The sequence below is a fragment of the Pedobacter sp. MR2016-24 genome (assembly GCF_026239655.1).
Taxonomy (GTDB): domain Bacteria; phylum Bacteroidota; class Bacteroidia; order Sphingobacteriales; family Sphingobacteriaceae; genus Pedobacter.
In genome coordinates this window covers 297,924-324,556 of the sequence record NZ_JAPIVO010000007.1, presented here as the reverse complement: position 1 = coordinate 324,556, position 26,633 = coordinate 297,924, and the positions used below count along the sequence as shown (strand labels likewise).

Genomic DNA, 26,633 nt, shown 5'->3' with positions numbered 1-26,633 from the left:
CATTATTTGGGCAATTTTTTATTGTCAATGCTGACTTTGTGTGTTTCATAAAAATCTCCTTTAACCCATTGCATTTTACCAATGTTCATTACTTCGGGGGCAATAATATATGCTCCTGTTTCACTATCTAAAATAACAATACCTTTTTCGCCAATAACAGTTCGGAATTTACCACTATCTGCTTCATGCCTGTCTTTAAAGCTGATTGTTGAAAATATAATACCTGCACTCAATAAGCCGATTATTACTGATTTAATGTCTAATGTGATTTTCATGATAATATCTATTATTTTTAAAGGTTAAATGTATAATTTATCATGAGTTTTTTTGTTACTGTTTCCAGGTGCCGAGCTCATGATGGTCTCATATTTGAATTCAGCTCGCATAGATATACACTTTATAGCTTTCGATTTTGTCTTTCAATCTGTTTTCAAGGTAACTATTTCCACCTTTCAATTCCTTTAGCAGAAAAGTGGCTTCCTCCCTGTAGGCTATCTTTTTAGCAGTTTCCCAATGTGCGGGCGGCACCTGGAGATTTGTTATCCTGTCTGCTAATTTCACTGCCCATACTTCTTTTTGCAACCTTTTAATACGTTGAATGCTATCATTCATTTTATCAGTTTTTGGCAGATGATCATTTTTAGTCAATGCAAGCACAGCAAGCGCGATGTCATTACCAAAGCCTTGAGAAATCTCTTCCAAAGTAGCATTTGTATCTTCCATGGTATCGTGCAATAAGGCTACCTTCAGCGCAAAATCTAAGTTGAACTCAGCAGAGTGTTGAGCGGCAATCATAATTTCCATAGCCACATTACTTAAATGAACCACATATGGCAGATTTGTTCCCGGTATAGTCTGGTTAATTTCTGCATGCTTTGCTGCCGCAAATCTGATCGTTTCCTGGTATATAGATTGTATCTCCATTTGTTCAATAGTCATTAAGCTAAATTTGTGGTATCTGTCTGTCTGATCTTTCAGTCAATCAGCAATTATTTTTTTACTGTTAATCATTAAACGACAAAATTCAATTAATTGTCTCCGATATCTTTCTTTATGCATTCTGTTTTGATTCCATCATTATTTTAACGTACATTAAATCGTCATTAGCTAATGATTGCTCAAACAGCATATCTTTAGATATATTGATGGTAAAACGTTAAACCAAATATTCCTTATGTATTATTTTTTAACTAGCTGCTGATTATGGATAACAATACGTATGACGCAATTGTAGTAGGTTCCGGCATCAGCGGAGGCTGGGCAGCAAAAGAGCTTTGTGAAAAAGGCCTAAAAGTATTAATGTTAGAGCGTGGAGGGCCGTATGATCATATCAAAGATTATAAAATGGCTTCAAAAAATCCCTGGGAGTTTGAACACAGAGGAAATACAACTGCCGAGCAAAGAAAGAAATATCCTGTTATTCACCGTGGGTGGGCAGCTTCAGAAGCGGTGATGGATGGATGGGTTAACGAAGAAGACTGTCCTTATACCGAAACGAAACCTTTTACCTGGTGGCGCAGCTATCGAATGGGTGGCCGTTCCATTTTATGGGGCAGGCAATCTTATCGCTGGAGCCAGATGGACTTTGAAGCAAATGACAAAGATGGTATTGCCGTTGCATGGCCTATTGGTTATGATGACCTTGCTCCCTGGTATGACCATGTGGAGAAATTCGCAGGTATCAGCGGTGCTAAAGATCATCTCGCCCATTTACCAGACGGTCATTTCCTGCCACCAATGGAACTCAATTGCGTAGAAAAGGATGTAGCAGCAAGGATTAAAAAAGCATACGGCGAAAAGAGACATCTGATTATCGGGAGAACGGCAAACTTAACTGCCGAAATCCCCGGCAGAACGAAATGCCAGTTCAGAAACAGATGCTGGGAAGGATGCCCTTTTGGTGGTTACTTCAGTACGCAATCTTCTACTTTACCAGCAGCCATGGAAACCGGCAATCTTACGGTCAGACCATATTCTCTGGTTAAAGAGGTATTGTACGATAAAAACACAAAAAAAGCGACAGGGGTGGAGGTACTGGATACAGAAACGAACCAGACCATTGAGTTTAAGAGTAAGATCGTCTTTTTATGCGCTTCTACTTTAAATACCGCCTGGGTGTTGTTTAATTCCGCGACTGATGTCTGGCCCGGTGGTCTGGGCAGCAGCAGTGGTGAATTGGGGCACAATGTGATGGACCATCATTATAATCTGGGTGCTTCCGGAACTGTAGAAGGATATGAAGATCAGTATGTTTACGGCAGAAGGGCCAATGGGTTTTATATTCCGCGGTTTGTGAACCTTGGGGGAGACAAACGGAACTATCTGCGTGGCTTTGGTTATCAGGGGAGTGCAAGCAGACAGGGATGGAGCAGAGAAATAGCAGAGCTGAATATAGGTGGTGATTTTAAGGATGCCCTCACTGAACCGGGTGGCTGGAGCATAGGCGCTACCGCTTTCGGCGAGATCCTTCCTTACCATGAAAATATGGTTTCATTGAACAAGAATAAAAAAGATAAGTGGGGACTTCCTGTCCTGGCGATGGATGCAGAGATGAAAGAAAATGAGTTTAAAATGCGTAAGGACATGACCGAGGAGATGAAAGCTATGTTTGACGCGGTAGGTATAAAAAATGTTCAGACCTGGGACAGTGGTCATGCTTTGGGTCATGGTATACATGAAATGGGAACGGCCAGGATGGGTAAAGATCCGAAGACCTCAGTATTAAATAAATGGAACCAGGTATGGGATTGTATGAATGTATTTGTTACTGACGGTGCTTGTATGACCTCATCGGCTTGCCAGAATCCATCACTTACTTATATGGCACTCACTGCGAGGGCGGTTGATTATGCTGTGGCTGAATTAAAGAAAAATAATATCTGATCATGGAAAGAAGAGAACTTTTGAAAATGATTGCCGTGCTCACTGGTGGCGTGATGATCGGCGGCAATGCTTTGCTTGTAGGTTGCAGGGAAGGCAAAAAAAATAGCGAGGTAACATTTAGTAAAGAAGATCATGATTTTCTGAACGAGGTGGCAGATACCATATTACCAGCCACTAAAAGTCCCGGGGCTAAAGCTGCGCATGTTGGTTCTTTTATGGCATTGATGGTGAACGACTGTTACGAAGAAAAAGATCAGCAAACTTTTAGGGAGGGAATCGAAAAAATCAATGCAGCGTCTGAAAAAATGCATGGCACCGGATTCATGAAAGTTACGCCTGAACAAAGACACAACTTATTAGTTGTACTGGATAAAGAAGCGAAAGACTACCAGTCCAGGAAAGCTGGCCTGGAAGATATTGAGCGTAAGAAAGATAAAAACTTCCAAGGCCTGCCTGATCATTATTTCACGATGATGAAACAGCTTACGCTTTTAGGATATTTTACTTCCGAAGCCGGATGTAAAGAGGCATTGCGTTATATTGCTATTCCCGGAAGGTATGAAGGATCTGTTCCATATAAAAAAGGGGATAAGGCCTGGGCTTAACATAAGGTTAAGCTCAATCTTCAATTTTATTGATCAAATATTTTTTAAAACCATTCTCGATTCCTACATAGTCTTCCTCATACGTTATATAATAGATTTCATCATGTAGCTTGATGAATAGTGGTGCATTCATACGTTCGTAATTAATTTTAGTCAATCCGATCTTGTTTTTATATGTAAGCTCATAATAAATCAGATATACCGGGGAATACTGATATCCCCAGGGATGATTTGCACCTCCGGTAATATTGCCATCAGAAGCAGTGATGGCCGATGAAAAACGATGGAAATAGTCAAGGTTTTCCACTTGTTCCTGTGGTCTTGATTGCCAGGATTTAAAATCAACAGGGGTTTCTGAAGGATCCCTATGTAGTCCTTCAACTTCATCAAACTTTTCATAGTTCGTTTTTATCAGGTATTTCCTTTTTCCGGCAGTAACGTTATGATCTTCATCAACACTCAGGTTAATGTCGAAATCACCGTCTGACCATCTGATATGTTTTTTAACAAGATCCTTATTCGTTATAATGATTAGGTCGACAGTGTAGTTATCATTCAAAACAATTTCGGGAAATTCAGTATCAGCAAAAAAGGTCATAATGTATAATGCGTCATCTTTAATCACATACTTGAAATAATAGTCCTTCTCTTTATATCTTACTGTTTTACCTAGTGTAATTTTGATGGTGGATATATTTTTGGATTGGAACACCCGATCTTTAAATTCGGGGAAATCAGGAATTTCTGGATGTTCATCCTTCTCGGTCTGAACATTGTCCCCACAAGAATTTAGAAGCAGTAAAATGGCCAGACATATGGTTTGAAGTTTTCGCATGATCTAAAAGCTGGGTGAAAAATATTGAGTGATTAACAAAGTATGTTGATCAAAACTAAAACAATATCTGGTTATAAAGCTATAATTTATTTTCATGCAATTTACCTTTTACCTGGCTTTTTAATTTTTCTAATGTCTGTTGGTCGAAAAATTACAGGAGTTGGTCGGCTGTTACAGCGTAGTGGTATAATACGGGATAATTTCCTGAAACGTTTGTGGGGTGTTGACGTCTTATATACAAACAATTAAGAAAAAGACATTTATAAAAACCTCAAACAAAAGATATGAAAACTTTATTCAACACCGTATTAAAATCAGGTTCAATTGCTATCATTTTATTAGCTTCAGTATTTAGCCTTACTGCAACAGCGGCAACCTTTACAGCAGAAATGGGAATTAACAATCAAGACATTAAAAAGGTAATCATAACCGGTAACACAAAAGTAATTTTAATACAAGGTCCTAAAGAGCATGTTACTATGGATGAACTTGATCTGGAGAAGGTATCGCTGAAACAAGTTGGCAATACTTTAACCATCAGCTCTAATGAAAGCAGCCCGGTAACAGTATTCGTATACGTTAAAGATATCTATCGTATAGATGCTTCAGATAATTCGAGCGTCAGAACTTCAGGTAATTTCAATTTAGAAAATCTTCAGGTGATGCTGAAAGATGATGCAAGTGCACGTGTGAAAGCAACTACTGGTAGTTTATATACTACAATTAATGACCGTGCTAAATTAGAATTAATCGGTACTTCAGAAAGCCACGTATCCAGATTGGCTGGTGTAGCAAAAATGGATATTGATCAATTCGCAGCAGTCAACACTGATTATGTTGCTGTTTCTGATGAAGTTATTGCATTCAATTCACCAAAAAAATAGTTCTCATTCTCAAGCTTAACTTGATGGCGGTATTTATACTGCCATCACCTCATCCGCCATTAGAAGAGCCACTATCATCCACTGCCCACATACCAATCGGGCTTGTAGTCTGCCTCACTAAATATAGCTGCAAATTTTTTACCCCATGCATTTTCCACATCAAGTGCAATAACATAGAGTAGAAACCTTTCAAATAGTGCTGGAGTGAGTTAGTGTCCATTTACTACTCGTAACTACCCGGGGGAATGATAATATTCTGGTTACCAATATAAATGGTATTACTTGCGGCACCAGCCTCATTAATCCAATTTAAGATTTTACCCAGATGCTGGTATCCGGATTTTTAATGAAACTTGATCCGCTGTTCATTTCTGCTATTGTTTTTACAGATGGATCTATAGTTGCCAATTGCGCTAATGTAATAATTACCGCCTCTTCCATTTCGGCTTCATCATTACTCAGTGCCTCGATGTCACCCTCATTATCAATCACTATACTAATCAGGGGAGAATATTTTTCAGTAACAAACGTTGTAGTCACAACAGGCTTGTCTGCAGGATAGTCGGTAAATCTCATGTTTAACTTTTTTTAAATAATTAGAATATGTCTAAATGATATCTTTAGTTTCCATAATTGTTTGTTCTTAAGAACATTTTATGAAATGCTGGAAGTATAACAGCGACTAGCTGGAAAAGGTTGTCAAATCCCTTATTATTTAAACACTAAATATTTGTTCATTAATTCTGAGAACCAATTTTAAATATTGATCAATACCATGTCACAACAAGATCCCTGGCCAAAAGGAAAAGATACGATCCCCGAATTGGAGCACAAACCGGGTGAATGTATGTGGCGGCTAACTGTAATGGCTGGTCGTATGGACATAGATATTCAGGAAGCCTTCGAAAAATTTCTGGTAAAGACGGAAAAGTTATTAGACAAATAAAAGCTTGCATTTAGTCGTAATCAAATAATTTATAATAGAGAAAGATTGACGCATTTCCGGATGAGCAAATAGTCGATTTATAATTGTAAGATTGTAGATTAGTATTAATTAATATAATGCATTTACTTAAAAAAATCCGCAAGGCAATTTTATATCTGGCAGCATCGCTTTGTGCTTTTATCTTGCTTTATGCGGGTCTGACTTACCTCTTGTTTTTTATCCCCGTAAATCGTGATGCTGCACAACATGGTGCTAAAGAAATTTCTATTTATGTGATGACCAATGGCGTACATACCGATATTGTAGTTCCGGTAAAGAATGAGATCATGGACTGGAGTAAAGTAACCCGATTCGAAAATACGCAATCAAAAGATACAACTTTTAACTATGTTGCATTCGGTTGGGGCGATAAAGGTTTCTATCTGCAAACCCCGGAGTGGTCTGATCTCAAATTTAGTGTGGCCTTTAATGCGATGTTTCATCTGGGGAGCACGGCTATGCATGTAGATTTTATTCACGGCATGCGCCAGAATCAGCATTGTAAAGAAATCAGGATCAGTAAAAGCCAGTACCAGCAATTGGTCGGCTATATTAAAGACAGTTTCAGGTACAACGAAGAGGGACAGGTGATTCAGATAGCGCATATCCATGCCGGTTACGGTCCGGATGATGCATTTTATGAAGCAAAGGGTGCCTACGATCTATTTAATACGTGTAATACCTGGGCTAATGGCGCATTGAAAGCTTGCGATCAGAAAGCCTGTTGGTGGACACAGGTAGATAAAGGTATTTTTCGCCAGTACAAATAATGAAAAATCAAAGAAACTATCAATTTAAATAAGCTTAATTTAGATATGAATGCAACTATCATGTCTTTCCTGTGTCTTATTGTAATGATGGCTTCGGCTGATAAATCCGGACCAGCTATATACTCGTCATTTAATCAGGAATCATGAAAACTAAACTACTGTTATTTATCATTCTTTCCATGTTAAGGAGTCAGGTCGCATTTGCCTGCACTGTAATTTCCTGCTCACTAAAAGGTGAGGTCTTTGCAGCGGCAAATGAAGACGATTACATAGGTTTTGCACGGATGTGGTTTAATCCGCCTACTGCAGAGCGATATGGTTCAGTCTGTTTCGGCTTACCTGATTTACAGGCACAGGCGGCAATGAATGAATACGGATTATTTTATGATTTTACTGCACAGAATATTGATCCTTCAAAATACCACTTTAAGAATACGTTTAAAGGTGATCTGTTTTTTGAGCTACTGGGTAAATGCAAAACAGTAAATGAAGCACTTAAATTTTTAGAGAAATATGATTATTCCAATAGTGCCCAGGTACTTATTGCTGATGCTCAGGGAAATTCTGTAATCATTAATGCGAGAACAAAGGTCCTAAAAAAGGGTAATTATCAGATCAATACGAACTTTGATATCTCGAAGGTCAAAACAGGCGATTATTCCTGCAGAAGATATGATATTTCTAAGGATGCACTGAAAGATGTAAAAACATTGGATGTGCCATTTTTCAGGGACATGCTCAGCCTTACCAGGCAGGAAGGAAAATTATCCACTATCTACTCTAATATTTATGACCTTAAGAGAGGTATAATCTATGTATACAACTTCCATGACTTCAATAAACCTTATATCATAGACCTGAAGAAGGAACTTACCAAAGGGTATAGATTAGATAAAATAAGTAATCATTTTCCCATGAGCTTCGCTTATGAGAGTTTTTTAAAGCTTGATCCTGCTATGTATCATAAAGAAATGATATTAGATGAAATAGATAATAAAGGATTGAATGTTACGCTGGATCGCTACATCAACAACAGGAAAGACACTTTGATAAAAGACAATAAGATGAATTCGGTCCTGCTCGAAGTGGGGATTCAATTGGTAAAGGATGCTTATAATCGCCATGCAGGTGGAGGATTATGGGAATACTGGTTCAGTCTGCCTGGAGGATTTAAAAATGAATATTTTAAAGACCAACGTCTGGCAGGAGCAGCGCGTATTCTTGAATTCCTCAAAGAACAGAGTGATACCGACCAAAAAACAAAAAACTTCATCTATGAGCTCCTCGCTTATGTGAACATGTTGGAGCAAAACAAAGATGTAGCCATGAATTATTATCAGCAGGCGAGTGCTGATCGTGAAAATACGTGGCCTGTTTCTTATAACAGGTCGCAAAAAATGCTAACCCTATTAGCTGGTAAATAACATCATAGATTGTTTTTTTATAAAAAATCTCTGTGAATGTACTACGCACAGGGATTTCTTCTTTTTACCAACAGAAAGTTATACCAAATGCTTTTTTTATCAAATGATTATTGAGTTTTATCTTAAATCTGAAATTTGCGTTACAGTAAAACAAATTCACTGTAAAAATTGTAATTATTTTATCAGACTTTAAGATATGACAGAACCTTCGGAAGATACTAAAAACAAAGCTGCCTTATTTGTCTCCCAGAATAGAAAACTGGAAGCTGTTAAATTAATTTATGAAGCTACCAAATGTGGTTTAAAGGAAGCTAAAGACTATGTCGATAATTTGGAAACTGTTTATGTTTCAAGCAATATTGACGAGTTAAATTCTGACTATAAAGATTTGGATTCGGGTTTAATGTCTTTAATGGCGCAGGGAAAAAAGCTGGAAGCAGTGAAATTATATAAAGATATAACCGGAGCCGGACTTGCAGAAAGTAAAGATTATGTGGAAGATTTGTATGAGAATCGTGCAGCAGCAGATAATACCAGAACGGCTGAACCCTTGAGAAGCAGGGAAACTGAAATAGACAAGATTTTAACTGAACAGCATTTTAAACCAGGAAACAAGAATGCTCAGGCAAATGGTTCTTCAGGATTTTCTTTTCTCAAACTGCTGATTATCATTCTGACTGGTATAGGCTTTCTGCTTTTTGTATTTACTATATTTAAATAAGCTTCACGCTATCTTAAGGCTGAACATTAAGCACTCTGGAATATATGTATAACGAGATAGGCGTAGAAAAAGCAATTAACCGTGGAAAATGGCTGGTTAACATCACATCAATGGGGATTGTAGTTTTTGCTTTAGTACTGTTCGTGATGTTTCCCTTGTTGAACATCAATATCATGTTCATATCGTTTGCAATACCAGTGGGCATATTAATTGCAATCATTTATCGTGGATTTATGGTTACATACTGGAGATTATGGGCATTTGAACGCGTGAGGAATGTACATGAACTGAAACATAGAGCTGAGCAGGTATCGATCATATTAGGCACCGGGGAAAGAAACCTCGGGAAGATGGAATTCCGTACCAGTGCTCAGAATGCCAGATGGGACGAATTGCTTCCAAAATTTAAAACTTCTGATCTTCTTGTCGACGATCCTGATCTCGCTGATGAGCATAGGATCCACTTTTCCCAACTTAAAAAGGTTCTCATCATGTTAATGAGCATCTTGTGCATAGGATTTGGACTGGCACTCATTTTTATGCCGCAGAAAGAGCCTTTTAGCTTTAGTGCAATATGGGGATATGTTTTTGGCACTTTTATAGTATTTGGGATGTGCTGGCTTTTTTACGATTCCTTAAAGGGATTGCGCAATCGAGCCCCTCAGATCATCTTGAATAACAATGGCTTGCAAACCTCAGACACCCATTTTTACAGTTGGGCAGAGATCTCGGATGAAAAGGTAATCAGCAGGGGAACAGGAAAATCAAGGAGCTCCTATTTGATTTATGATATTCAGGCTGGCAGAAAAGAATTTTATATTGATGACTTTGATCTCAGCGCTGGCAGGATAGACCGTTTACTGAGAGCTTACCGGTCAAGATATGAACACAGGAACGGTGGGAAAAAGAGAATTACTAATATCATTCGCTACGGCAATTTTTTTACTTTGCTGTTCGTCATTATCATATTAGACATAACGACTGGCCTGGCGCAAGGACAGCCACTCAAAATAAGCCCGAAGCCTGTTCCGGGAGCCTTTCCTCTCATCACATCCGGGAAAGTGGCTACCATTGTCACTGATGACGATGGGGTTGAAGTAACCGGAATTGCCGCCAGGGCATTAAAAAACGATCTGATGTTATTGTGTGGATTAAATGCCGATATCGTAAGTCGCATTCAGGGAAAACACATGCCGGTGGTAATCGGTACGCTGGGTAAATCAAAGATTATTGATCAGCTGGCATCAAAAAAGTTAATTCCTGCAACGCAGATCAAGGATAAATGGGAAACTTTTTGTTTAACGGTTATTAAAAACCCAAAGGATCCCGGCTCCAATATGCTCGTAATCTTCGGTAGTGATCCGCGTGGTACGGCTTTCGGGGTTTTCGAATTTTCTAAAATGCTGGGAGTATCACCGTGGGTATGGTGGGCGGATGTGAAACCACAGCCAGTTCAGCAGATTTTCGTAACCGCCGGGAAAAGTATTGTTGGTCCTCCATCAGTAAAATACCGTGGGTTTTTTATCAATGATGAGGACTGGGGTATACGTCCCTGGGCGGCAAAAAATATGGATAAGGACCTGAAGGATATCGGTCCGCGTACCTATGAGAAAGTGTTTGAATTGATGTTACGCTTAAAGGCCAATTATCTGTGGCCAGCCATGCATCCTGGTACCAAAGCCTTTTGGTATTATAAAGAAAATCCCGTGTTAGCCAGGAAATATGGAATTATTATGGGATCCTCTCACCATGAACCTATGCTGAGAGATACCGAGTTTGAGTGGAATGAGAATTTCAGGGAAGAATATGGTAAAGACCATGGTGAATGGCGTTACGATACGAATAAGGATGAAATCTATCGTTTTTTTGATGACCGTGTAAAGCAGTCTGTAAACAACGAGGCTATTTATACGATCGGAATGCGTGCAACCAAAGACGGGAGTATGGAAGGGGCTGGAGGCATGCAGGGTAAAATTAAAATATTAGAGGAGGTAATTCGTGATCAGCGGCAAATTTTGCAGCATCGTTTGGAAAAACCGGCCAACCAGGTTCCGCAGGTATTTTGTCCTTACAAAGAAGTGCTGGAAATGTACCAGGCCGGCCTTAAGGTTCCGGAAGATGTAACGATCACCTGGGTGGATGATAACCATGGTTATATCCGTCAGTTACCGAATCCGCAGGAACAGAAAAGGATAGGAGGGGGAGGCGTATATTACCATTTTTCTTACTGGGGATTACCTCAGGATTATCTCTGGTTATCTTCTACTTCTCCGGTGCTCACCTCTTTCGAAATGAGTAAAGCTTATGCTTTGAATGCCAGGAAAATCTGGATGTTTAATGCAGGTGACATCAAACCTGCTGAGCTTGAACTGGAATTTGGAATGGACCTTGCCTGGAATGTTAACTTCTGGACACCTGAAAAGGCTTATCGATATGCCGCGCATTGGGCAGGACGGACCTTCGGACAGCAGTTTGGCAAACGCATAGGAGATATCAAATCAAGATATTATCTGCTGGCAGCTTCAGGAAAACCGGAACATCTGAGCGGAACAGATTTCACTCCTGAAGAAATAGCGGCCCGCTTAAAGGAATACAGTAGTCTCGTGCAGGAGAGTAGGTTGGTGGCAAAATTAATTCCTGAACGCTTGCAGGATGCCTATTTTCAATTGGTTAGTTATCCTGTGGAAGCGGCATGTAGTATGAATGAGAAAATATTCTATTCCAACGAAAGCATGCGCCTCACCAGAGCAGGTAATCCGCAAGGTCTTGTGGCAGCACAAAAGGCGAAGGCTGCTTATGCCAATATTGCCCGGCTGAGTGCAAGATATAATCATGAGATTGCCGGCGGGAAATGGGACGGGATGATGGACGATCATCCACGGGGACGTGATATTTTTAATATGCCAGATCTGGCAAAAGTTGCACCGGTAGAAAAGACCACTATGGATGCCGGACTTCAAATTAGGCATCGCGTCATAATTTCCGCTGATAGTTATCAATCTTCAGGTAATGACAATGGAAAATTCAAGATCATCAATGGTTTAGGTAGCAGTGGAAAGGGACTTACTATACTGCCAATGGAGATCAAAACGTTTTCAGCGAAAGATATTAATCGTGCACCCTTTGTAGCATACCAAATTCCTGTTAAGAGGGGTAAGAACTATATACAAGTTAAATGTCTGCCTACTTTTCCAATCTATAAGGGTATGCAATTACGTTATGCTATTTCCATCAATGGCTCTAAACCAGTATTTATGGATATCGCTAGTTTAGCAGAAACCAAAATATGGTCATTGAACGTACTTCGAGGCTTCGCAATGGGTGAATCAACGTATGATAGCAAGGTTGATAAAAAGGTTACAGTAAGAATTTATTTTCCCGATCCGGGTCTGGTGCTTAACGCTGTTTCAGTTGAAAGCTCTCGCCGATAAATCACTTATTGCCGATGCGGAATCACTACTTTTTGTTAATCTTAAACAGCACTCTTCTCAATTGTATCATACCGTTCGTTAACTTCCGTTTTTTACCAACTATCGGAATGCTCAGCACCGCAAGCAGCGAGATACAGGCTGAAGTGCCCAATGCACCTCCATAGCCATTGAAAAATCTGCTGGTATGCAGAAAGATCAGACAGAAAATAATGCCGGCAACCCCAATCAGCAGATAGCTGGACACTAATCTGGCAGATACCATCCCTATAAAAGAGGCACCAATGAATACCAGAGGGATATTTTTTGCAAGGTAACTGTCCATCGCTCCTGCATAATAATGAAAATAAACAGCCACAATCAAAGAAAGAATAGCGGATGAACGCACAGGGCCTTGTTTCAGCTCTTCGTTTACATAAAAGGTGAGCATGGCACTGATAAAGCTTACGATGATCAGGATGATCGTATTATACATAAGAGGAAATCAGAAAGTATACAAATGAAGTGATGACCACACCAGCAAAGGCCATAGTTCCCAATTTACCGCCAACACCTGCAAACAGATTTTTGGATAATATAAGTAGTATGGCGGTGAAAAAGCTGGCAGTGAGCACAAATGAAATACCGGGTGCCACACCTGTGCTGGACATACCGATGAACGCACCGCAGTAGATTGCAGCGGGGAGCTGCTTCAGGTAATGTGATCTCTTATTAAAACCGGGAATAAAAGAGGCAGTGCTGCCCACTGCGGCAGCCGAAATAACGGGGCCGAAATGTAAAAAATGATTCAGATAAAATGAGGCGACCGCACCGATAGGGATCCAAAGTACAACTAAGATATGTTCGTATTCGTGGTCTTCATGGTGGAGCTGTCCCTTTAAATAAGTCACCAGAATGAGTATACAGAGGATAAACATGGATGCAATGGTCCACCAGGATTGTAAGTTCTCCCTGAATATGGCAAACAAAAAAACTACCTGAATAATTAACAGAAAGACAATGAAAAATTTTCTTATAGTGCTATTCCGGTTCATGACGTTTTTCCATCTCTCAGCTTTTTTGCAAAGTTAGACGAAGCACTATCAAAATAAAATTTAATTGTTCTTGTGACGTTTTAATGAAATGACTGTACCATCTGATCTGTTATCAGGCTTGTGGGTTGGTTATCGTGGTATTAGTGGTTATGTAGAATAAGTCCCTGATCATCGCGCATTCTTTGCATCAGTTTTTCCAGATAAGTCTTTATACTAACCGGCAGTTTTGCAAAATCCTTATCCCGGGATAAAGTGCGGCAGTCATCCAATACACATTCTGTCGCACGAATAGCATATTTTTTACCTTTATACACCGTGATTATTCTAATTCTCTGATAGTTATCTCCATCCTCTGGTGAGGATGCTGATGCGTACACAATTACGGGGTCAATCCTTTTATCGCCATCAAGATCAGTTGCCGTACAGTATCTTGTCCAGAAGACGAGGCTGATTTCTCCGGATGATTTATCAATGTAATCATTGATATCCCATTTAACCAGGTTTCCACCATGATCCTCCATGAAACAGATAGCCCTGATACTGTTATGTAAGGTGTCTTTACCATTGATCTTACTGATTTTTTCCATTAAAGCCAATTGATAATCGCCACTCGCATCGCTCAGATAATACACCCTGCGTATGTCTTTTGGATTTTCTTCCAGTTGGGTTGCAATAGCTGTATGTTCACTTTTCTGTAATATCGAACTGCTACTGCTCTGTGCAAATGATATTTTGAAAGTGCAAAGCAACATAAGGAATATAAAAAGGAATTTTTTTGAGTTCAATATCAAATGAATAGGAGAGTCCATGTTAAGTCAGGTTTTATAATTTGGCGTTAAATTAAGTATTCGGCTCTAATTTTTTTAACAAATCCTAAAATAGGATTGTAAAAACTATAATCTTAATCAGAAAAATAACGGATGAACTGTCCTCATCAGTTCGGTGAATTAAATGAAGCCCTGAATTCCAGCGGTGATACACTGGTTTTGTTCTTAAACAGCTTGCTGAATGACTGCGGATGTTCAAATCCCAAATCATATGCAATTTCACTAACAGATAGGCTTGTTGTAGATAGTTTCTCTTTCGCTGTTTCTATAAGCTTTTGATGGATATGCTGCTGGGCATTTAGTCCGGTCAGCACTTTTAGTGAACTCCCCAAATAATTGGATGATACGTTTAATTCTTCGGCAATTTGTGCAACGGTTGGCAATCCTTGTTTAGCAAGGATATCACTTTTAAAATAGTTGGCAAGAATATCTTCCAGCCGATCAAGCAGTTGATGGTTAGCCTTTTTACGTGTCAGAAACTGACGGTGGTAAAATCTTTCTGAATAGCTCAGCAGCAGTTCTATTTGCCTGATAATGATATCCTGACTAAAAGCGTCAATATTAGAATGGTATTCCTGTGTGATGTTTTGTACAATACTATTCAGTATTCCCTCTTCCTTGTCTGAAATAAATAAGGCTTCATAGACCGAATAGCTAAAAAACTCATACTGTTTGATCGCTTTTGCCAGCGGTGTATTCCATAAAAAGTCGGGATGAACCAATAACATCCATCCCGACTGATTAATTAATGCATCTGTTTCAAATTCAAGTTTTAGCAACTGGCCGGGCGACATGAAAAACATGACTCCCTCATCAAAATCATAAGATTGCTGTCCGTACTTCACCTTATAATTCATATTCTTTTTCAATGAAATGGAATAAAAATCCTTGATCATATTGATCTCCTTACCCGGCGAATGTTTTACCGTCTCCAAATCGATCACACTGATCAATGGATGCTCAGGTTTTGGTAAGTGACGGTACTGATGAAATTCGCTGATTGTTTTAAAACGGTGGGGTTGAACAGTTGCCATAGTACAAGATAAACAAATTATAATGTGAAGTAATCACCATTTTCCAGGTCGGCAATCAAACCGCGTTGCACGGGTTGCCATCCCAGTTTTTCCTGCGTCTGACTGCTTGAAGCAGGGCAGTCTAATCCGGCAAAATGTGCAAACCAGCCAAAATGAGCATCAGCATCTACAGTTGATTTGCCGGCAACAGGAATATGCAGTCCCTCGCCAATAGCTGTGGCTATTTCATGAAAAGCAATACCTTCTTCAGCTACCGCATGAAAATAGGTTCCGCCGGCCAGATTTTTTTCCAGTGCCAGTCTGAATAATAATGCAGCATCCAGCCTGTGTACTGCCGGCCATCTGTTCAGCCCTTCTTCTTTGTATACCGAAATTCCTTTTTCACGTGCTATGCCGATCAGCATGGGCACAAAGCCATGATCACCATGATCATGCACCGTAGGCGGAAGTCTAACTACCGAAACATGCACACCTTTTTCAGCAAGGGCATCTGCTGCCTGTTCTGTAGCGATACGGGGAACAGGGCTGGAAGGCGAATACTTGTCTCCTTCTGCTATCAGGCTACCTGATTTTGCAGCGATGGCGATACCTGAAGTGATCACAATAGGTCGCTCGGAACCTATCAAAACTGATCCCATCGCTTCAATAGCGCGCCTGTCTTTTTCACAACTTTCTTTATAATTAGAGAAATCGTGAATAAAGCCAGTATGAATTACGCCATCTGAGGCAGCGACCCCACTTTTCAGACTTTCCAGATCTTCCAGGTCACCCCGATGAACTGCTGCACCTGCCGAGGCAAGCGCTTTCGCACCTTCATCTGAACGGGTAAGACCCAGTACTTCATGCCCTGCTTTGATTAATTCCTGAACTACGGCTGAGCCGACGAAGCCTGTGGCTCCTGTAACGAATACACGCATATGATTTAATTTAGGTTTTTATTACTTGTTTATACAAATGTCCGCAACAACTAAATAATGCCTGTAGCCAAATTCATTATTGTTGTAGTCAAAATAACTTATCTTAGGCTCGGAATAACAAAACAACTATGCTGATTTCTACACCATTAAAAACTATTTACGTTCTATTGCTGATCACTACCTTATTTTCCTGTAATAACACTCAGAAAACTGAGCAAGAAGCAACTGCGAAGGAGGAAAAGCAGGGAATTAATTCAACTGACACTGTAAATGTAAAGGCAGAAAGTAATCCGGTCACCTGGATAGACGATTTCAAAAGCTTCCGTGATGCTGCTTATTATAATGATGTTACCAAGCTCAAAGGTTATTTCAACTTTCCGGTAAACACGGATTCTGCTAAACTATTTTTCGGCGTAGCCCTATCTGACGAGAAGGCAAGGGAAGCGATACGTAATTTGAAATTCTTTACCGAAGCAGATTTAAAGCGCTATCATAAAAACTTATTTCATCCTGCGTTCATGAAAAGCCTGCTTAAAATAAAATCTGCGGAACTTTTTAAGAACGGAGAAAGCTCAAGTCCAAAGTTCAGCGATAAGGATGGGGACTATCAGATGTATGTCACTTATAACAGGGATAACCATACACTCACATTAAATCTTGCTTATTCTAACGGAGCGGATGAAAACGGAGAATATGTTAGTGAAGGCGAGTACAATTTAATTTATGAGTTTGATGTGTTAGATGATAAATACATACGGTTTAAAAAAGTGGATATGGCAGGATAACACTACAACAGGGGGCTTCGTAAATCCGAATAATTTACTTATTCTTACAGGCGGATAACTACACCTAAACCATGCACGAATATAGTCGTTTAACCGATTTTGAATTGGCAGATATGCTAAAGAAAGGGGAGGAAAAGGCTTTCAGGGAGATATATAACCGTTACTGGGATCGTGCATATATCAAGTCATATAAACGTATCAACGATGCTTTGGAAGCTGAAGAGATTGTTCAGGACATTTTTTGTAATCTATGGCGTAAGAGAGATACCTTTAGTTTAGTAAAAGGTTTTGATAATTATTTTGCCGGAGCGGTAAAATTCGAAGTGATTAACCGTTTTGCAAAACAGGCAAGGCAGGCTAAGCTTAAAAATCAAGCCATGTCCTCTTTTTCCGAAATAGACAATTCTACAATTAATGATATCGATTTAAAGGAGTTTCAGCATCAGCTGCAGCAATCTATTCTAGAATTGCCCGACAAATGCGGTCAGGTTTTCAGGCTGAAATTTGAAAAAGACTATACTCAGCAACAGATCGCCGAGGAATTGCAGATTTCTGAAAAAACCGTAGAGGCTCATTTGTCAAAGGCCCGCAAACTGCTTAAATCTAAATTCGGTCGCTTATTAAACCTGCTCATCTGTTTTCTGTAGCACATTCTTTAATCATCAGCCAATAAGTAAGCATTTTCTTTCCATGAAGCGTACAAGAGTTTATTCCCCTAAAGAATACAAATTAAAAATAATTTGGGCAGGACTAAGGGATTTTTATTTGATGTTTGGCTATCTATAAAATAACCAAATATAAGCTAACAGCATGCAGGAGCAGAATACGAACTGGCAGATGAAAGAACTGGCCAGAAAATGGCAGGAGGGGACAATCAACGAAGCGGAAAAAGAGCTGTTCAATCAATGGTATCATTCTTTTGATGATACCCCCATCGAAGCCATCACTACAGAAAATCCTGCGCAGTTAAAAACGCGTTTGTATAACAACATCATCCAAAGAGAAGAGATTCCACTGCCGCGCACATGGTTCAGCAAAAATATATCCTACATTTATGCTGCTGCAGCAATGACACTTATTTTTTCCATCGCTGGTTATTCATTTTATAGCAGGAACAATGTTCAGCAGAAAGAACAGGCAGCAAGGCTGGCAAAAAATACTATTCTTCCTGGTAGCAATAAAGCGGTGCTTACGCTGGCTGATGGATCAGATGTTATACTGGATCAAACCAGCAATGGTATTTTAGGTAGTCAGGGCAATGTCTCTATCAAAAAGAGTATAGACGGTAAAGTGAGTTATGAGGCAGCTCAGAACAATACTTATACCGGTAATGCCATAGCCTATAACAAAATAGCTACCCCCCGCGGTGGTCAGTATCAGGTCGATCTGGCCGATGGTACAAAAGTATGGCTAAATGCGGCATCTACACTTAAATTTCCGGTAACTTTTAGCAAAGCTCAAAGAGTAGTGGAGTTAACCGGTGAAGCGTATTTCGAGGTGAACCCTGAACCTGTTGCAGGGAACAGGAAAGTCAGAATTCCTTTTCTTGTTAAAACCAGAAATCAGGTGGTGGAAGTATTAGGCACACATTTCAATGTAAACGCTTATGATGATGAGCCTGATATCAAGACAACACTTCTTAAAGGTTCAGTTAGGGTAGTGCAGTCGGCAGCCCGTCAATCAGTCTTACTGAAACCCGGTCAGCAGTCTGCCGTAGCCGGAAATATTGCAGTCGCCGATGTCGATGCTTCCCAGGCCATAGAATGGCAGAAAGGCTATTTCCTGTTTGATAACGAAACAGTGGAGAGCATGATGAGAAAGATTTCCCGCTGGTACAATATTGAAGTGGAATTTAAGGGGAATATCCGTTACAGGAAGTTCGCCGGGAAAATATCAAAGTTCGGGAACATTGTACAAATTCTGCAGGTGATGGAAAAGACACAAGTGATTCATTTCGAAATAGAAGGAAGGAGGGTGATCGTTATGCCATAGTATCTACCCATTCAGCAAAATCATCCGGCAGGGATTCAAACTGTCATATATAACCAAATATAATTAAATCTGAGATTGATGAACAAAAACTACATTAGATTAGTGTGCAGTTTAAAAGACTGTATGCCTTTCAAATTTCTTCTCTCCGTGAAACTGACCTCTGTCATACTCCTGGCCACTCTCCTCCAGGTGCAGGCCAGTGGATATGCTCAGCGGATCACCATTACAGCACGCAACATCAGGCTGGAGCAGGTATTTAAGGAGATTAAAAAACAAACCGATTATAACTTCTTTTACGACCAGGAAATGGTCCAGGTGGCACCGCCAGTAAGTATTTCCGTAAAAAATGCAACTGTTGAAAAGGTGCTGGAGCAATGTTTTGCGGGTCAGTTCCTGACCTACGAAATCGAAAAAAATACCATTACCATTAAGAGGAAAGCAAATGCCGCCTCATTGCTTAAAGCGTTAAATCAGGGCGTAGTGATTACCGGAAAGGTGACTGACGCAGCAGACGGAGGTCCGGTACCCAACGTAAGTATCCGGATCAAAGGCGCAACCGGAGGAGCAAGTACAGACAATGATGGAAAATTCAGCATCACTGCACCAGATGCAAATGCTGTACTGGTTTTCACTTTCGTTGGTTATGTAACGAAGGAAGTACCGCTGAACGGGCAGAAAGTTATCGCTGTGCAGCTTTCAGCAGATCAGCGTGCATTGGATGAGGTCGTGGTGGTTGCCTATGGTACTCAGCGCAGAGCAAGCGTAGTAGGGGCGATAGACCAGGTCAAGGCGAGTCAGGTGGCAGACCGGCCGGTGGGTAATTTAACGCAAGCCCTGCAGGGAACATCTCCAAGTATTGTTATTCAGCAGCGCAGTATGAATCCGAACGACAATTCAATGAATATCAACCTGAGAGGGATTGGCACCTTCGGTAATAACTCTCCACTACTGGTCATTGATGGTGTAATCAGTAATGATATCAGTAATTTAAATAACCTGAATCCCAATGATGTGGAAAGTATCTCTGTACTTAAGGATGCTGGTAGTGCCGCTATTTATGGTTCACGTTCGGCAAACGGCGTTATTTTGGTGACTACCAAACAGGGACAGCTGAATATGAAACCAGTGATCCGATTTTCGGGTTTGCTGGGTGTTCAAACACCGGAAGTGCTGGTACATCCCCTTAAGGGATATCAAAACGCTTTGTTAAGAAATGATTCCTATGTAAATTCAGGGGCAAACCCGATCTATTCTTCTGCACAGATTGACCAGTTTGCAACGGGCGACAGTGAATATTTCCTGAAAGGCATTCTGAAAGATGGGTTGCAGCAGAATTACGATGTAAACGTACAGGGCGGATCCAGCAATTCTACCTACATGATATCCCTTGGCTATTATGATCAGAAGAGCAATTTCAAAGGGCCTGATTACGGGCTAAAACGTTATAATTTCCGTTCTAACCTGACTACCAATATTGGAAGGTTAAAACTGAATACTATTTTATGGTATGACAGAAATGAGGGCAATGCCTATCAGGGCGATACAGGTTTCCTTATCGCTGATGCTTCAAGGCTGCCTGTATACAATAACTATGTGCTGAAAGATGAGAACGGTCGCTATTATAGCAACGATGTACTCACCGGAGGTAATCCGCTCGCTTCACTGGAACAGGGTGGTTACACAAAAACCAATAACGATCATTTCCAGGGGAGTTTGAATGGAGAACTGAGACTGTTCGACGGATTGAAAGCTAAAGGCCTGGTGGGCTTTGACCTTCGTCCGGAAAACAGGCTGATCAGGAGATTTTACTGGCCTGTTTATAATCTATCTGGAGATCCAACACCGATCAATGCGAGCAGTTCGAAAAACTATAGTATAGAAGATTACACGGGAAAATCAACCTTAATGAACTTGCAGGGTTTGCTGGATTACAATAAAACCTTTGGAAGGCTCCATAATGTCTCTGCCCTGGTAGGATATTCTAATGAATCTTACCGCCAGACCCGTCAGGAACTCAAAAAGAACTTTGTAGATCCCGTACTTGGTATACCCATTGAAGGTACGATCATAGACCCTACCAGCTACAATACCGTAGGTGGGACTACCGAAAGAAGTATCAATTCATACTTTGGCCGTGCTGGTTATTCTTTTGCTGATAAATATTATGCGGAGGCAAGTTTTCGCTACGATGGATCGTCAAAATTTGCGAAAGACAACCGATGGGGATTTTTTCCTTCAGCTTCACTGGGCTGGCGGATCACCGAAGAGGATTTCTTTAAATTCTGGAAAAACAAGGTGGGCGACATGAAGATCAGGGGCTCGTATGGTCAGTTAGGGAATCAGAATATCGACGATTACCAGACTTTTACTACCTATGATATTTATCCGAATCAATATGGATTTAACAACGTGGCTTTACCTGGAACAGGTTATACTTTTGGTAATCCAGATCTGAAATGGGAAACAACTACTTCTTTTAACATTGGTGCAGATGCAACATTTTTTAAGAACAGGCTGAGAGCTACATTCGACTATTTTCACAAAACCACTAAAGACATCCTCTTAACGCCACAAACTCCACTCGTGCTTGGCGGAGCAGTGCCGAAAGCGAATCTGGGAGAAATGGCTAATCAGGGCTGGGAGCTGAGTATCAACTACGACTTCAATCACGGTGATTTTCACCATAGCGTCGGCTTTAATGTAGGTGATTCCTGGAACAAGGTCACCAAGTTTGAAGGAAACGAGCAAATCAGCAAGTCGGACGAGATTGAACGGATCATCCGTGTGGGCCTGCCATTATATAGTTATTACGGGTATAAAACTGCAGGTTTATTCAGGAATGAAGACGACATTAAAGATTCGGCATTGCCTATCGGGGTAAAACCACAACCCGGTGATGTGAAGTATGTTGACCGTAACGGCGATGGTATCATAGACGACAATGACCGTTTCGTATTGGGGCATGCCTTTCCACGACTAAACTTCGGTTTTACTTATGCACTGAGCTGGAAGGGTTTCGATATGAACATGTTATGGCAGGGTGTAGGTAAACGTGATATGGCATTGCGCGGTGAAACCATCGAACCTTTCCATGGCGGATATTCTTTTGTGATGTTTGAGCACCAGCTCGATTACTGGACACCCTCAAATCCGGATGCACAATGGCCTAGACTGACTGCACCGGGAACGGCCTCTACCATCAATAACTATGGTAAAGGATCCGACCGGAATATCTTTAATGCAGCGTATCTGCGTTTAAAAAATATTCAGATTGGTTATACACTGTCACCCACCCTCAGCAAAAAGATCGGTATGAGTAAATTACGTGTTTTTGTGAGCGGGCAAAACCTGCTTACGTTCAGTAAAAACTCATTCATTGATCCGGAATCTACGGAGTTTGGTGGAAGTATGAACGCCAGCGGTGCCAACAGTGCACGTAATTATCCGCTGCTGAAATATATAGGCGGTGGTTTCAACGTGGAGTTTTAATGTATATAAAAGGGGAATCATGAAAAGGAAATTTATACTATTTAGCCATCTGCTGTTGATGATGGCAGGCTTATTTGTCGCTGGCTGCGTTAAAATGGATGTAACGCCTACCAATAAGTTTACAGATGAAACATACTGGCAGTCAGAAGATAAAGCCAATTCTGTTTTAAATATGGCTTACCGCCAGATGTTTAGCAGTGACTATCTGCTGGCAAATGAGATACTGAGTGATAATGTCTACAATGGATACGGTACTACCAATGAGAAAGTGATTTCTAACGGACTCGCAGATGCGTCAAACGGCCGTTTTGAAGGAGAATGGGGTAACTGTTACGGGGGCATAAAAACCTGTCACACTTTCCTGGCCAATGTAGACAGGGTAACAGCTATGGATCCGGCCCTGAGGGAAAAAAGAAAAGCTGAAATACGTTTTATCCGTGCTTCACTTTATCTGGAACTTACTACCTGGTATGGAGATATTCCGCATTTCACACAGGATATCAGTCTGGACGAATCTAAAAGCATTACCCGTAAACCACAGGCAGAAGTACTGGCATGGATACACCAGGAACTGGATGAAGTTGCTGCTATTTTACCCACCCGGGAACAATATGCTGCGGCTGATAATGGCAGGATTACAAACGGTGCGGCTGTAGCACTGAATGCCAGGGCTTATTTATATGAAAATAACTGGGCAAAAGTAGCTGAGTACTGCGAGAAGCTGATCAATAGTTCTACATATGGCGCATACAGCTTATTTCCAAATTACGAACAGTTATTCTGGGTGAGGAATGAATACAATAGCGAGATCATATTGAGTATGCAGTATGTTCCCGACCTGAGAACCTGGGGTAATCTGGTAGATTATGCACCGATTTCGGCTAATGCAAGACTTTGCCTGGCGGGACCAACACAAGGATTGGTAGATACTTACCTGATGAAAAATGGGAAGAAGTGGACTACTGCAGATCCGGATTATGCCGATCGCGATCCGCGTATGAATGCCACCATTGTTTACGATGGCTCAAAATGGACAGACCGTACTGGTTTGCAATATACTGTGGTTATCCATCCTGATGGTACGCCAACACCCGGCAAGCCATCTGATAAATATACAGGTGCAGGTACTGCACAGACACCAACCGGCTATTACTATCGTAAATACGCTGATCCTTCTCCTGCAGCTTATACAGGAGGCAGCTGGGACTCTAATCTTAACCTTCCGCTGATCCGTTTCGCCGATGTACTGCTCATGTATGCAGAAGCAAAAAATGAGCTGCAGCAGATGAACAGCAGCGTGTGGGACCTCACTATCAGGAAACTGAGACAGCGGGCTGGTTTTGATGATACGGGCGAAGCATTAAATCTTCCCGCTGGTGATCAGGCTTCATGGCGTGAACTGATTCGCAATGAACGTCGTACTGAACTGGCATTGGAAGGATTAAGGATATTCGATATCCGCCGCTGGAAGACAGCCGAGACCGTACTCACACAGGCGCCCAGAGGTGCAAAGTTTGATAAAAGCAGCGGTTCATATGACTATATCAAACTACCAGCGGGCAACTTCAGCAGGAACCGTGATTATCTGTGGGCAATACCCAGAAAGGAACGCCTTTTAAATCCAGGTCTCACACAAAATCCAGGTTATTAAACATTTTTTAACAGAACAACGATGAAAACAAATATAATTAAAGCATCACTTTCCATTCTTGTCTTATTTGCCTTCACCGGCTGCAAAAAGGATAAAGAATTTAAACAGGTTAACGTAACGGAGGTAAGTACACTTTATGCTCCGGACGACGCCAGAAATATTGTACTGCAAAATTCTTCTACAGCCAGTCTGTTTTTTGAATGGGAAAAATCTATAGCAGAAGATAATGGTCTTGTTTATTACGATGTCCTGTTTGATAAAGAGGATGGTGATTTTTCCAAACCGCTTTACAGCGTTTCCGCTGATAACAATGGCATCAGTACCAGTGCGAGTGTTACGCATAAAGTCCTCAATAGAATTGGCGCCCTTGCGGGTTATAAAGCTACGCAGGAAGGTGTGCTGAAATGGACTGTGGTGGCTTCCCGTGGACTGGTCAAAGTAAAATCTCCGCAAGTGCGTAAAATCAACATCACGATGTTAAGCGGAATAGAGGCACCTGTGTCCCTTTATCTCACAGGAGAGGCTACTGAAGGAGGCGCAGATTTGTCTAAGGCAATGGCAGTCAAAGCACTGGCAGGCGGTAATGAATTTGAGATCTATACCCGCCTGACAGCAGGTAAAACCTACACTTTTGTCGATTCAAAAACTAAGGTATCCAGAACATTCTCTGTAGATGCCGGTGGTACAACTTTTAAAGAAAATGCAACAGGTGGAACGGTACAAAAGGATGGTATCTATAGAGTAAAACTGGATTTCAGTGCTTCTTCTGTTACGGTTAACGAGATTACCAAACTGGATTTCTTCATGTGTACTCCACAGAAAAGGAATACGCTAACATACCAGGGTGCAGGTATATGGAGAGTTGATAATGTGGTGCCGGACTTCACCACTAACTTTGGAGATGACAGGTACTTTTTCTGGATGACGATAGGTGGAACAGAACAAAAACTGGGCAGTGTAAATAAAGATAATCAACCACCATCGGTTAAAACTGGTGCGTATTTCAATCTGGTTTTCTATCCAACAGACAAAAACCAGTGGGACTATTCTTTCAAATTCCCTAACAGAAATATTAAGACCTGCAGTATCATCGTAAACATGAGTAGCGATAGTGAAAAAAATACACATGAAATAGTTTTTTAATTGAGGATGAGCAGGAATATAAATCAATCACTTATGAAGATATCAACTTTGATGATCGCGGCTGCACTGATTAGTACTTCATGTGGCAAAATAGAAGATGAGTATGTTGACAGGAGCGTTAAGTATAATATCAACTGGACAACGGCAGCAGATAGTAGCAGCACAGCTTTTGCGAATGTCTACTGGAACTCTACAAAACACCATTTTAACGATGATAACCTGGGCACAATCAGTCAGTTTGATTACTGGCCGGAAGCGCATGGCCTTGATGTGTTGGTAGATGCTTATCAAAGAACGAAGAGTGAAGTCTATAAACAACGCATCTATGATTTTTACGAGGGGGTAAAAGCTAAGAATGGCGGTCGTTTTTACAACAATTACTATGACGATATGGGTTGGCATGGTATGGCACATTTACGTGCGCTTGAAGCAACAGGTGATGTCCGTTATGAGGAATCGGCCAGAGAATTGTGGAAAGATATTGTCGCAGGCTGGAACCTGGATGATGGGGGAGGAATACCCTGGAATCACGAGAACAATGCACAGGGAAAAAGTAAGGGCATTCCTTCCAACGGTCCGGCAGCAATTATTGCTGCCAGACGCTGGCAAAAATATAAAGAAGCGGAAGTCGTAAATGGTCATAATGACCTGGAATGGCTCTCAATGATTTATAGCTGGATGAAAGAGAATCGCGTAGTGCAGCAGTCGGGCAGGGTATTTGAAAATATCAATGACAAAAACGGCGACTGGACATATAATGCTGGTACGTATATCGGCGCTGCTATAGAGTATTATAAAATCACTGGCAACAAAGTTTATCTAAATGATGCGATTAAAACCGCAGACTGGACAACCAGTACACTAGTAAATTCTAATAATAAGGTGCTGAGCGATTGGGCTGAGCAGGAAAACCATGATGTTAATTTATTCAAAGGTATTTTTGTCCGCTATCTCACAGAACTGATCAGGCTGAAAGATTTACCGGAATCATCCAGAAAAAGGTACGTGAATTTCCTTAAAAACAGTGGTCAGATTTTGTGGTCAACCGGTACTACCAAAAGTCCTTTTGTGTTATTCGGCTATCATTGGTGGGAAGCTCCACTGAGTGGAAAAGCAGGATTGCGTGCTGAATTAAGTGGCGCAATGCTAATGGAAGCAATGGCAACGCTCAATAATGAAGGATATTTAAAATAAGTTTTTCGAGAAAACAGGTACCCGGTTCCAGG

The 26,633-nt window shown here is 40.8% G+C and carries 24 protein-coding genes; 15 read left to right on the top strand and 9 right to left on the bottom strand.

All coding sequences use genetic code 11. From position 1 onward, the window contains the following. Positions 1 to 2: 2 nt before the first annotated feature. Both OQX62_RS20015 and OQX62_RS20010 read right to left on the bottom strand, forming a co-directional pair. A complete protein-coding gene (locus OQX62_RS20015; protein ID WP_265833416.1) occupies positions 3 to 275 on the bottom strand; it encodes a hypothetical protein in 273 nt (90 codons plus the stop codon). Positions 276 to 375: 100 nt separating this feature from the next. Further along, positions 376 to 939, bottom strand: coding sequence for an HD domain-containing protein (locus OQX62_RS20010; protein ID WP_265833415.1), 564 nt, complete (start codon positions 937 to 939; stop codon positions 376 to 378). Between the two features lie 264 nt (positions 940 to 1,203). Between OQX62_RS20010 and OQX62_RS20005 the strand changes: the two genes are divergently transcribed. Together OQX62_RS20005 and OQX62_RS20000 are read left to right on the top strand one after the other, a co-directional pair. Continuing rightward, positions 1,204 to 2,883 carry a GMC oxidoreductase gene (locus OQX62_RS20005; RefSeq protein WP_265833414.1) on the top strand — a complete coding sequence of 560 codons (1,680 nt, stop codon included), beginning with the start codon at positions 1,204 to 1,206 and terminating at the stop codon, positions 2,881 to 2,883. 2 nt (positions 2,884 to 2,885) lie between these two features. Further along, positions 2,886 to 3,488: a gluconate 2-dehydrogenase subunit 3 family protein gene (locus tag OQX62_RS20000; protein WP_265833413.1), complete on the top strand. Its 603-nt coding sequence runs from the start codon at positions 2,886 to 2,888 to the stop codon at positions 3,486 to 3,488. 13 nt (positions 3,489 to 3,501) lie between these two features. Here the strand turns inward: OQX62_RS20000 and OQX62_RS19995 are convergent, their stop codons facing one another. Further along, positions 3,502 to 4,323, bottom strand: coding sequence for a hypothetical protein (locus OQX62_RS19995; RefSeq protein WP_265833412.1), 822 nt, complete (start codon positions 4,321 to 4,323; stop codon positions 3,502 to 3,504). A gap of 284 nt (positions 4,324 to 4,607) precedes the next feature. On the opposite strand from OQX62_RS19995, the gene OQX62_RS19990 reads away from it, so the two are divergent. After that, positions 4,608 to 5,207 carry a GIN domain-containing protein gene (locus OQX62_RS19990; RefSeq protein WP_265833411.1) on the top strand — a complete coding sequence of 200 codons (600 nt, stop codon included), beginning with the start codon at positions 4,608 to 4,610 and terminating at the stop codon, positions 5,205 to 5,207. A 309-nt stretch (positions 5,208 to 5,516) separates the two neighbouring features. Here OQX62_RS19990 and OQX62_RS19985 read toward each other — a convergent pair whose 3' ends face one another. Further along, positions 5,517 to 5,783, bottom strand: a complete 267-nt coding sequence (locus OQX62_RS19985; RefSeq protein ID WP_265833409.1) for a hypothetical protein — start codon at positions 5,781 to 5,783, stop codon at positions 5,517 to 5,519. Between the two features lie 199 nt (positions 5,784 to 5,982). Here OQX62_RS19985 and OQX62_RS19980 point away from each other — a divergent pair, with 199 nt between their 5' ends. From OQX62_RS19980 to OQX62_RS19960, 5 genes are all read left to right on the top strand, one after another. Beyond that, a complete protein-coding gene (locus OQX62_RS19980) occupies positions 5,983 to 6,153 on the top strand; it encodes a hypothetical protein (protein ID WP_265833408.1) in 171 nt (56 codons plus the stop codon). 116 nt (positions 6,154 to 6,269) lie between these two features. Continuing rightward, entirely contained in the window at positions 6,270 to 6,962 is a 693-nt protein-coding gene (locus OQX62_RS19975; protein ID WP_265833407.1) for a TIGR02117 family protein, read from the top strand. 143 nt (positions 6,963 to 7,105) lie between these two features. Next, a complete protein-coding gene (locus tag OQX62_RS19970) occupies positions 7,106 to 8,386 on the top strand; it encodes a hypothetical protein (RefSeq protein ID WP_265833406.1) in 1,281 nt (426 codons plus the stop codon). A gap of 196 nt (positions 8,387 to 8,582) precedes the next feature. Continuing rightward, positions 8,583 to 9,107, top strand: coding sequence for a hypothetical protein (locus OQX62_RS19965; protein ID WP_265833405.1), 525 nt, complete (start codon positions 8,583 to 8,585; stop codon positions 9,105 to 9,107). 44 nt (positions 9,108 to 9,151) lie between these two features. Continuing rightward, a complete protein-coding gene (locus OQX62_RS19960) occupies positions 9,152 to 12,538 on the top strand; it encodes a glycosyl hydrolase 115 family protein (RefSeq protein ID WP_265833404.1) in 3,387 nt (1,128 codons plus the stop codon). Between the two features lie 25 nt (positions 12,539 to 12,563). Here OQX62_RS19960 and OQX62_RS19955 read toward each other — a convergent pair whose 3' ends face one another. From OQX62_RS19955 to OQX62_RS19935, 5 genes are all read right to left on the bottom strand, one after another. Further along, the gene (locus tag OQX62_RS19955; RefSeq protein WP_265833403.1) at positions 12,564 to 13,010 is read right to left on the bottom strand and encodes a hypothetical protein; all 447 of its coding nucleotides are present in this window, start codon (positions 13,008 to 13,010) and stop codon (positions 12,564 to 12,566) included. Continuing rightward, the gene (locus tag OQX62_RS19950; RefSeq protein ID WP_265833402.1) at positions 13,003 to 13,569 is read right to left on the bottom strand and encodes a hypothetical protein; all 567 of its coding nucleotides are present in this window, start codon (positions 13,567 to 13,569) and stop codon (positions 13,003 to 13,005) included. Before OQX62_RS19950 ends, OQX62_RS19955 begins: the two co-directional genes overlap by 8 nt. 140 nt (positions 13,570 to 13,709) lie before the next feature. Then, positions 13,710 to 14,321: a M949_RS01915 family surface polysaccharide biosynthesis protein gene (locus OQX62_RS19945; RefSeq protein ID WP_265833401.1), complete on the bottom strand. Its 612-nt coding sequence runs from the start codon at positions 14,319 to 14,321 to the stop codon at positions 13,710 to 13,712. A gap of 182 nt (positions 14,322 to 14,503) precedes the next feature. Further along, the gene (locus OQX62_RS19940) at positions 14,504 to 15,430 is read right to left on the bottom strand and encodes a helix-turn-helix domain-containing protein (protein ID WP_265833400.1); all 927 of its coding nucleotides are present in this window, start codon (positions 15,428 to 15,430) and stop codon (positions 14,504 to 14,506) included. Between the two features lie 17 nt (positions 15,431 to 15,447). After that, positions 15,448 to 16,347, bottom strand: coding sequence for an SDR family oxidoreductase (locus tag OQX62_RS19935; protein ID WP_265833399.1), 900 nt, complete (start codon positions 16,345 to 16,347; stop codon positions 15,448 to 15,450). Positions 16,348 to 16,475: 128 nt separating this feature from the next. Between OQX62_RS19935 and OQX62_RS19930 the strand changes: the two genes are divergently transcribed. The 7 genes from OQX62_RS19930 to OQX62_RS19900 all read left to right on the top strand — a co-directional run bounded on the left by OQX62_RS19930 (position 16,476) and on the right by OQX62_RS19900 (position 26,601). Next, positions 16,476 to 17,132, top strand: a complete 657-nt coding sequence (locus OQX62_RS19930) for a hypothetical protein (protein ID WP_265833398.1) — start codon at positions 16,476 to 16,478, stop codon at positions 17,130 to 17,132. A gap of 71 nt (positions 17,133 to 17,203) precedes the next feature. Further along, positions 17,204 to 17,779, top strand: coding sequence for an RNA polymerase sigma factor (locus OQX62_RS19925; protein WP_265833397.1), 576 nt, complete (start codon positions 17,204 to 17,206; stop codon positions 17,777 to 17,779). A 163-nt stretch (positions 17,780 to 17,942) separates the two neighbouring features. Beyond that, on the top strand, positions 17,943 to 19,124 hold the full coding sequence (locus OQX62_RS19920) for a FecR family protein (protein ID WP_265833395.1): 1,182 nt from the start codon (positions 17,943 to 17,945) through the stop codon (positions 19,122 to 19,124). Between the two features lie 123 nt (positions 19,125 to 19,247). Then, positions 19,248 to 22,613, top strand: a complete 3,366-nt coding sequence (locus OQX62_RS19915; protein ID WP_265833394.1) for a TonB-dependent receptor — start codon at positions 19,248 to 19,250, stop codon at positions 22,611 to 22,613. A 19-nt stretch (positions 22,614 to 22,632) separates the two neighbouring features. After that, a complete protein-coding gene (locus OQX62_RS19910; RefSeq protein WP_265833393.1) occupies positions 22,633 to 24,264 on the top strand; it encodes a RagB/SusD family nutrient uptake outer membrane protein in 1,632 nt (543 codons plus the stop codon). Positions 24,265 to 24,285: 21 nt separating this feature from the next. Next, positions 24,286 to 25,407 (top strand): SusE domain-containing protein, encoded by a 1,122-nt coding sequence (locus OQX62_RS19905; RefSeq protein ID WP_265833392.1) that lies wholly within the window; start codon positions 24,286 to 24,288, stop codon positions 25,405 to 25,407. Between the two features lie 33 nt (positions 25,408 to 25,440). Further along, positions 25,441 to 26,601, top strand: a complete 1,161-nt coding sequence (locus OQX62_RS19900; RefSeq protein ID WP_265833391.1) for a glycoside hydrolase family 76 protein — start codon at positions 25,441 to 25,443, stop codon at positions 26,599 to 26,601. Positions 26,602 to 26,633 lie beyond the last annotated feature (32 nt).

Coding starts and splice junctions, on each gene's coding strand:
- OQX62_RS20015 (WP_265833416.1), bottom strand. CDS start 275: ATGAAAATCACATTAGACATTAAATCAGTAATAATCGGCTTATTGAGT.
- OQX62_RS20010 (WP_265833415.1), bottom strand. CDS start 939: ATGACTATTGAACAAATGGAGATACAATCTATATACCAGGAAACGATC.
- OQX62_RS20005 (WP_265833414.1), top strand. CDS start 1,204: ATGGATAACAATACGTATGACGCAATTGTAGTAGGTTCCGGCATCAGC.
- OQX62_RS20000 (WP_265833413.1), top strand. CDS start 2,886: ATGGAAAGAAGAGAACTTTTGAAAATGATTGCCGTGCTCACTGGTGGC.
- OQX62_RS19995 (WP_265833412.1), bottom strand. CDS start 4,323: ATGCGAAAACTTCAAACCATATGTCTGGCCATTTTACTGCTTCTAAAT.
- OQX62_RS19990 (WP_265833411.1), top strand. CDS start 4,608: ATGAAAACTTTATTCAACACCGTATTAAAATCAGGTTCAATTGCTATC.
- OQX62_RS19985 (WP_265833409.1), bottom strand. CDS start 5,783: ATGAGATTTACCGACTATCCTGCAGACAAGCCTGTTGTGACTACAACG.
- OQX62_RS19980 (WP_265833408.1), top strand. CDS start 5,983: ATGTCACAACAAGATCCCTGGCCAAAAGGAAAAGATACGATCCCCGAA.
- OQX62_RS19975 (WP_265833407.1), top strand. CDS start 6,270: ATGCATTTACTTAAAAAAATCCGCAAGGCAATTTTATATCTGGCAGCA.
- OQX62_RS19970 (WP_265833406.1), top strand. CDS start 7,106: ATGAAAACTAAACTACTGTTATTTATCATTCTTTCCATGTTAAGGAGT.
- OQX62_RS19965 (WP_265833405.1), top strand. CDS start 8,583: ATGACAGAACCTTCGGAAGATACTAAAAACAAAGCTGCCTTATTTGTC.
- OQX62_RS19960 (WP_265833404.1), top strand. CDS start 9,152: ATGTATAACGAGATAGGCGTAGAAAAAGCAATTAACCGTGGAAAATGG.
- OQX62_RS19955 (WP_265833403.1), bottom strand. CDS start 13,010: ATGTATAATACGATCATCCTGATCATCGTAAGCTTTATCAGTGCCATG.
- OQX62_RS19950 (WP_265833402.1), bottom strand. CDS start 13,569: ATGAACCGGAATAGCACTATAAGAAAATTTTTCATTGTCTTTCTGTTA.
- OQX62_RS19945 (WP_265833401.1), bottom strand. CDS start 14,321: ATGTTGCTTTGCACTTTCAAAATATCATTTGCACAGAGCAGTAGCAGT.
- OQX62_RS19940 (WP_265833400.1), bottom strand. CDS start 15,430: ATGGCAACTGTTCAACCCCACCGTTTTAAAACAATCAGCGAATTTCAT.
- OQX62_RS19935 (WP_265833399.1), bottom strand. CDS start 16,347: ATGCGTGTATTCGTTACAGGAGCCACAGGCTTCGTCGGCTCAGCCGTA.
- OQX62_RS19930 (WP_265833398.1), top strand. CDS start 16,476: ATGCTGATTTCTACACCATTAAAAACTATTTACGTTCTATTGCTGATC.
- OQX62_RS19925 (WP_265833397.1), top strand. CDS start 17,204: ATGCACGAATATAGTCGTTTAACCGATTTTGAATTGGCAGATATGCTA.
- OQX62_RS19920 (WP_265833395.1), top strand. CDS start 17,943: ATGCAGGAGCAGAATACGAACTGGCAGATGAAAGAACTGGCCAGAAAA.
- OQX62_RS19915 (WP_265833394.1), top strand. CDS start 19,248: ATGCCTTTCAAATTTCTTCTCTCCGTGAAACTGACCTCTGTCATACTC.
- OQX62_RS19910 (WP_265833393.1), top strand. CDS start 22,633: ATGAAAAGGAAATTTATACTATTTAGCCATCTGCTGTTGATGATGGCA.
- OQX62_RS19905 (WP_265833392.1), top strand. CDS start 24,286: ATGAAAACAAATATAATTAAAGCATCACTTTCCATTCTTGTCTTATTT.
- OQX62_RS19900 (WP_265833391.1), top strand. CDS start 25,441: ATGAAGATATCAACTTTGATGATCGCGGCTGCACTGATTAGTACTTCA.